Genomic DNA, 6,310 nt, shown 5'->3' on the forward strand with positions numbered 1-6,310 from the left:
CCCGGGATGATGGGCGCCGTGCCGGTCGAGATCGTCCAACTGCTGGTCGCGCCGACCCACCGCTACGAGGGCCGCCCCGCCGACGGCCCGGGACCCGAGACGACGGGCGAGCTGGTCGAGGTCGCCCAGGTCCGTTCCGGTCAGGGTCTGGTCGGCGACCGCTACTTCAACCGACCCGCGCACCGCGACGCCGCGGTCACGTTCGTCTCCGCCGACGCGGTCGGGGACCTGCCCGGCCCGCCCGACCTGCGGGCCCTGCGCCGCAACGTCCTGCTGCGCGGGCTCGACGTCGACGCCCTAGTCGGACACACCGTCACGCTCGACTCCGGCGACGGTCCGATCCGGTTCCGGGTCAACCGCGCGGCCAACCCCTGCCGCTGGCTCGACGTGGTGGTCGGCGCGGGCACCTGGACGGCGATGCGCGGGCGCGGCGGCGTCCGGACCACCCCGCTCGACGACGGCGTGCTGCGGGTCGGGCCGGTCGGGGTCACCCTGACGGGGCCGTCCCAGACGTAGCCGCGACCACCGCCTCGGCGACCACGAGGTCCTGCCACGACATGCCGACGCCCTTGAACACCACCGGCCGGCCGGGCGGCGGCACCACCGCGCCGGCGACCACGTCCCGCATCGGCACGAGGTCGCCGACGCTCACCGCGCCCTCGGCGACCGCGAGGACGACGTCGCCCGCCTCCCGGGTGGCCGATGCCAGGGACTCGACCACGACCGTCGACCGGCTCATCAGCGCGGCGTCGAGTTCCCGCAGGTCGGGCTCGTGGGAACCGACGGCCACCACGACGACGTCGTCGCGCAGCAGCGCCGAGTCGAACACCGGCGTGCGGGCCGAGGTCGCGCAGACGACGACGTCCGCCCGCGCGAGCACCACGGCCGCATCGGCGGAGCCGAGCCGACGGGCCGGAAGTTCGGTGCCGGCCGGGTCGCGCACCAGGTAGGTCACCTCGGCGAGCTCCCGCACCGCCGCGAGGGTGGCGGCGTGGCCGCGCGCCTGCGGTCCGGCCCCGACGACGGCCACGGTGAGGGGGCGGTCGGGCAGCACCGGCAGCACGGCCGCGATCGACACCGCCGGGGTCCGCAGGGTGGTCAGCGCGGTGCCGTCGAGCGCCGCCCGCAACGCGAGGGTGGTGGCGTCGAAGAGCAGGTACGTGGCCTGGATGCGCGGCAGACCCAGGTCAGCGTTGCCCGGTGCAACGGTCGCCACCTTCACACCGGCCGCGTCCGACGTGGACGACGGCATGAGCAGGAAGTGGCCGTGCGCGAGGTCGACCCGGATCCGTGCCGGGTCGTCGGCCGGGTCGAATCCCCCGCGCAGTGCGGCCGAAACCGCCTCGACCGCCGCTGCCGGACCGAGCGCCGCAACGGCCGCGGCGTCGAGGAACCTCATCGCAACACGAAGCCCGGCACGAGGTCGTCGTGCGGGTCGATCACGAAGGTGTGCTCCCCGGTGCGGTACGCCGTGCCGGTGACCTGCGGGACCACCGCCGCCCGACCGTCGACCTCGAGCGTCTCCAGCACCGTCCCGGTGAAGCGGCTCCCGACGATCGAGTCGTGGCGCAGCACCGTCTCGCGGGGCAACCGGCCGTCGGCGGCGAGCACGGCCAGTCGCGCACTGGTGCCGGATCCACACGGTGAGCGGTCGACCTCGCCGTCGGCGAAGACGGTCACGTTGCGCTGGTGCACCACGCCGTCGGTGTCGCCCAGTTCGTCGAACCAGATCGTGCCGTAGACGCCGGACAAACGAGGGTCCGTCGGGTGCTGCGCGACGTCGGCGTCGTCGAGCGCCCACTTGATCTCCCGGCCGAGCGCGGTGAGCTCGGCGAGGTGGGCCGGCGTGACGGACAACCCGAACGTTGCAGCAGGCAACGTCGCGTAGATCGCCCCGCCGAACGCCACGGTGACCGTGGTGTCTCCGCGGGAGGTGCTCACCGGGACCTCGCGCGCGACGACCCAGCTCGGCACGTTGACGAAGTCGACCGCGACCGTGCGTCCGGCGGCGCGGTGCACCCGGGCCGTCACCCGCCCGGACGGCACGTCGACCACGACGTCGACGCTGCCGTCGTCCGGCGCCGTCACCCGCCCCGTGTCGACGGCCCAGACGCCGAGCGCGATCGTCCCGTGCCCGCAGGCCGTCGAGAAGCCGTCCTTGTGCCAGAAGAGCACGCCGAAGTCGGCACCGTCGTCGTCCGGCGGCACGATGAACCCGCCGTACATGTCGGCGTGACCGCGCGGTTCGGAACACAGCACCGCTCGCAGCGCCTGGACGCCCGGATCGGCGATCGCGAGCGCCCGCCGTTCCGCCACGGTGGCGCCGGGGATCGCCACCGGCGGCTCGGCCACGATCCGGAACGGCTCACCGCCGGTGTGGTAGTCGGTCGTGACGATCGTCCGCGGCAGCACGGGCAGAGCCCACCACACGCGGGGTCCGGAGTCGTGAGCCGCCCCCGGTGGAGGTCGGCCCGGTCAGGCGCCGATCGCGGCGAGGAAGCCGTCGAGGCGCTGCAGCATCTCCGCGGCCAGGAGGTCCTGATCGGCGTCCTGCGCCCCGATGATCGCCCGCCCCGGCTTGGGCTCCGGCACCCGCAACTGCCGCGAACAGTCGAGGCCGCTGCAGATGTAGGTGCCGACGGTGTCGCCCTTGCGGCCGTCGGGACCGGTGCGGCGGGCGGCGAACAGCGCGATCGAGCTCGCGGCGTCGACCGCCCGGCAGATCGAACACATCGCCTTGCGGGGCGTGGCGGTCGGGGCCGCGGCCGTCTGCACGGCGACGGCCACGGGGCCGTCGTCGCGCACGCGGACGAGGTACCCGCGCTGGGGTTTCTTCGGGTCCCGCCAGCCGAAGAAGTCGAGGGCGTCCCACGGGACGGAGTCGAAGTCGACGGGGAAGGTGACGGCGGTGCGCTCACTCTTCGTCACGTTGACGAGGGCGCGCTGGATGTGGGACTTGTCGAGCGGGAGCATGAACGGGCCTTCGGGGTGTGGTGGGGACGACTGACGAAGGTCAGTCGGACACTTCCACCAGCCGGGCCACGCCTCGAACCTACCTCGCCACGCGAGGCGCTTTCCCGGGATGACGCCCGGCGGGCGCGGGCGGCGCCTTCTCGCGCACCTCGGTCATGACGCGTTTGGTGAGCGCCACCGCACTCTCACCCTCGCGCGGCTGGCCGGCCTCCGGCAGGAAGAACTCGACCCGCAGCCGCGGCCGGCGCGGGAAGCGGACGATGTCGACGGCCCCGGTGATGGCGACGCCCACGACCTGCGTGCCCGGCGCGGCGAGGGCGAGCCGGCCGGCACCCGAGAGCGCTCGCAGCTGCTGGCCGCGCGAGATCGTGCCCTCGGGGAAGATGCCGATGCAGGCACCCGCCTCCAGCTGCTCGATCGCGTTGGTGAGCGCCGCGTGGTCGCTGCGTCCCCGCTCGATCGGGATCTGCCCCATGCCGTCGAGCACCTTGGCGACGATCGGGTTCTTCCACAACGACGCCTTCGCCAGCGCCCGCACCTGGACGCCCCGCGCGGCGACGCCCACCACCAGCGGGTCCCACTGGCTGTCGTGGTTGGCAATCATCAGCACCGGCCCGGACGGCGCGACGAGCTCGAGACCGTCGACCCGCAGCCGACTCCACAGGCGCACGATCGGAGTCGCGATGAGCATGACGCCCCGGTAGGTCACGGACACGCGGCGAGGCACGGGCGTCAGCGTAGGGGGAAGTCCTGAGGTGGGGATCAGTCCAGGTCGACGACGACCACGACGACCTCGGCGACGAGCCCGGTGAGCCGCCGGAGTTCCCCCCGCACGGACCGTTGCACGGTGCGGACGACCTCGATGACCGGGTGACCGCGCCCCGCCACGAGGCGCACCGTGACCACCAGGACGCCCGCGGACCGGTCGATCTCGACGTCACGGTTGCGACCGCGCCCGAGGCTCGCGGGCCACGGGAGTTCGTGCAGGCGGGCGACACCCGGCACGGTCGAGGCGGTCCGACGGGTCACCTCGGCGACGACCGGGTCGCGGATCTCCAGCTTCACGAGACCGGCTCGATCAGGTCGACCACCGCGACGTCGACACCCGCGGTGGCGACGAGGCCGAAGTCCGAGAGCAGGGTGGCGATGACGAGGTCACGGGCACCGGTCGCCTCCGCCCGCAGGTCGTCCGGGTAGCGGCCCACCGCCTCGATCCGCACCCCGAGGCCGTCGGCGAGCAGCTCGATCCGGCAGGACGACACGATGAGGTGACTGTGGGCGTCCAGGGCGTCGCGCAGGACGGCCGCCACGACGTGGTCGGTGGCGAAGGCGGCACCGTCGGGGGAGTCCAGCGGGATCTCGCGGGCGGTGCGCAGCTCGGTGCGCACCGAGCGCATCACCGTCGAGACCAGGTCGCGCGACGGCGCCGGCACCTCCACCGCGGCAGCCTCGGTCCCGAGCTTCGCCGACAGCCGGGCCGCGGCGACGACCTCGGCGCAGAACGGGCAGGTGGACTCGTGTTCGTCGAGGGTGCCGTGGGTGGCGTGGTCGGCGACGTCGAGCGGGTCACGGCCGCACGGCAGCAGCGGGGCGGTCATCGCCACTCCGCCATGGCCTCGGCGACGGTGATCCGTGCACGGTGCAACCGACCGCGGACGGTGGTGACGCTGGCGCCGGTGATCTCGGCGACGTCCTCGTAGCTGCACCCGTCGATCTCGCGCAGCACCCAACACCACCTCTGCTGCTCCGGCAGGTCGGCGAGAGCGCGCTGCAACGCCGCCAGCAGCGCGCCCGCCTCGACCTGTGACTCGGGGGTCGTGCCCGACGCTACCGCCAACCCACCGTGGGTGACGTCCGCGATGTCGGGGCCTTCGCGGCGGTCGTCGTGCCGCGCGCGCGACCGGATCTGGTTGAGCGCGCGGGTCGTGACGATGCGGTGCAGCCAGGTGGAGAACGCGGAGTCACCGCGGAAGTCGGGCAGCTGCCGCCAGGCGGCGAGGAACGCGTCCTGGAGCGCGTCCTCGGCATCGCCCCGGCGACCGAGGATGCGCAGGGCCGAGGCGTACGCCATCCGTTCGTACCGGCGCAGCAGGATCTCGAACGAGCGGGTGTCGCCCTCGCGGGCGCGGGCCACGAGCACGTCCTCGGGCAGGTCGGAGGTCGTCAGCACGTCCTCCCCCTCATCCGGCCATCGTGGCAGACCGGCACCACGCCCCCACGACGTCGTGACCCCACGACCTCCAACCCAACACGTGGGTTCTGAGATCAGACCCAGTGAGGGTGATCACCGTGCATGCGTGTGACGACCCGCGGGCACGACGTGTCAGAGAGGTGTCCGCCGTTCCGGTGCTCCGCCCGGCACGAACACCAGACCGTCAGTACCAGGAGGCTCGTCATGGCAGCCACGTCCACCACCAAGCCCGACGTCACCACGTCGGCGCCCGCGACCACCGCAGACACCGCCCTCGTGACCACCCACGGCAAGACCACCATCGCCGACACCGTCGTGGAGAAGATCGCGGGGATCGCCGCCCGCGAGATCCGGGGCGTGCACAAGCTCGGCGGCGGCGCCTCGCGCGCGTTCGGCGCGGTCCGCGAGCGCATCCCCGGCGGCCGGCCCAGCCTCGGCGCAGGTGTCTCGGTCGAGGTCGGCGAGCGCCAGGCCGCGGTCGACCTCGACGTCGTCATCGAGTACGGCGTGGAGATCGGTGAGGTCACCAAGGCGATCCGCCGCAACGTCATCGGCGCCATCGAGCGGATGACCACGCTGGAGGTCACCGAGGTCAACATCGCCGTCGACGACATCCACATCCCCGGCGACGACGACGGCGACGACACGTCCGGCGCCGAGGCCCGGGTCCAGTGACCGGAACGGTCGACACCGACCGCATCCGTGCGGTGGTGTCGGCGTTGCCGGGCGTCGTGCGCGTCCACGGCCACGGACCCAACGGGGTCGCGGCCGACGCCGACGAGGTCGAGGTCCACGTGGTCGCCCGCTACGGCGAGGCGTTGCCGGACCTCGGGCAGCGCGTCGACGACGCCCTGACGCCGTGGCTCGAGGGCCGCTCCCTCCTCCTCGTGGTCGACGATCTCGCCACGGACGACGACACGGACGACGACACGGACGATGACGCGTCCACCGCCGGGAACAGCACTCCGGAGTTGCCGGCCGGTGCGGATCCCGAGGTCCCGGCGTTGACCGCCGCGCCCGAGGTGCCGGCCCTGCCGCCCGGCCCCAGCAGCCCAGGATCCAGCGGCCCGTGACCGACCCCCGCCGCGCGCGACGCGCGTGGATCGCCGCGCACCACCCCGACCGGGGCGGCGACCCGCACGCGTT

The 6,310-nt window shown here is 73.6% G+C and carries 10 protein-coding genes; 3 read left to right on the top strand and 7 right to left on the bottom strand.

What is annotated here, in order from left to right:
- The first annotated feature begins 9 nt into the window (after nucleotides 1-9).
- Nucleotides 10-516, top strand: coding sequence for a molybdenum cofactor biosysynthesis protein (locus tag ACXR2U_RS21210; protein WP_458827090.1), 507 nt, complete (start codon nucleotides 10-12; stop codon nucleotides 514-516).
- On the opposite strand, the gene ACXR2U_RS21215 is transcribed toward ACXR2U_RS21210, so the two are convergent.
- From ACXR2U_RS21215 to ACXR2U_RS21245, 7 genes are all read right to left on the bottom strand, one after another.
- Complete coding sequence (locus tag ACXR2U_RS21215; protein WP_458827081.1) at nucleotides 488-1,399, bottom strand: ornithine cyclodeaminase family protein; 912 nt, start codon at nucleotides 1,397-1,399, stop codon at nucleotides 488-490. The two genes, ACXR2U_RS21210 and ACXR2U_RS21215, sit on opposite strands and share 29 nt — an antisense overlap.
- Nucleotides 1,396-2,412 (bottom strand): proline racemase family protein, encoded by a 1,017-nt coding sequence (locus ACXR2U_RS21220; RefSeq protein ID WP_458827082.1) that lies wholly within the window; start codon nucleotides 2,410-2,412, stop codon nucleotides 1,396-1,398. The genes ACXR2U_RS21215 and ACXR2U_RS21220 overlap by 4 nt, the downstream gene beginning before the upstream one ends.
- A gap of 63 nt (nucleotides 2,413-2,475) precedes the next feature.
- Nucleotides 2,476-2,973: an FBP domain-containing protein gene (locus tag ACXR2U_RS21225; RefSeq protein ID WP_458827083.1), complete on the bottom strand. Its 498-nt coding sequence runs from the start codon at nucleotides 2,971-2,973 to the stop codon at nucleotides 2,476-2,478.
- Nucleotides 2,974-3,052: 79 nt separating this feature from the next.
- Nucleotides 3,053-3,700, bottom strand: a complete 648-nt coding sequence (locus ACXR2U_RS21230; RefSeq protein ID WP_458827084.1) for a lysophospholipid acyltransferase family protein — start codon at nucleotides 3,698-3,700, stop codon at nucleotides 3,053-3,055.
- Nucleotides 3,701-3,735: 35 nt separating this feature from the next.
- A complete protein-coding gene (locus ACXR2U_RS21235) occupies nucleotides 3,736-4,038 on the bottom strand; it encodes an Asp23/Gls24 family envelope stress response protein (protein WP_458827085.1) in 303 nt (100 codons plus the stop codon).
- On the bottom strand, nucleotides 4,035-4,571 hold the full coding sequence (locus ACXR2U_RS21240; RefSeq protein ID WP_458827086.1) for a hypothetical protein: 537 nt from the start codon (nucleotides 4,569-4,571) through the stop codon (nucleotides 4,035-4,037). The genes ACXR2U_RS21235 and ACXR2U_RS21240 overlap by 4 nt, the downstream gene beginning before the upstream one ends.
- Entirely contained in the window at nucleotides 4,568-5,143 is a 576-nt protein-coding gene (locus tag ACXR2U_RS21245) for an RNA polymerase sigma factor (protein ID WP_458827087.1), read from the bottom strand. Before ACXR2U_RS21245 ends, ACXR2U_RS21240 begins: the two co-directional genes overlap by 4 nt.
- A 225-nt stretch (nucleotides 5,144-5,368) precedes the next feature.
- Here ACXR2U_RS21245 and ACXR2U_RS21250 point away from each other — a divergent pair, with 225 nt between their 5' ends.
- Nucleotides 5,369-5,839 carry an Asp23/Gls24 family envelope stress response protein gene (locus ACXR2U_RS21250; RefSeq protein WP_458827088.1) on the top strand — a complete coding sequence of 157 codons (471 nt, stop codon included), beginning with the start codon at nucleotides 5,369-5,371 and terminating at the stop codon, nucleotides 5,837-5,839.
- On the top strand, nucleotides 5,836-6,237 hold the full coding sequence (locus tag ACXR2U_RS21255; protein ID WP_458827089.1) for a hypothetical protein: 402 nt from the start codon (nucleotides 5,836-5,838) through the stop codon (nucleotides 6,235-6,237). Before ACXR2U_RS21250 ends, ACXR2U_RS21255 begins: the two co-directional genes overlap by 4 nt.
- Nucleotides 6,238-6,310: the final 73 nt, after the last annotated feature.

The sequence above is a fragment of the Jatrophihabitans sp. YIM 134969 genome (assembly GCF_054456675.1).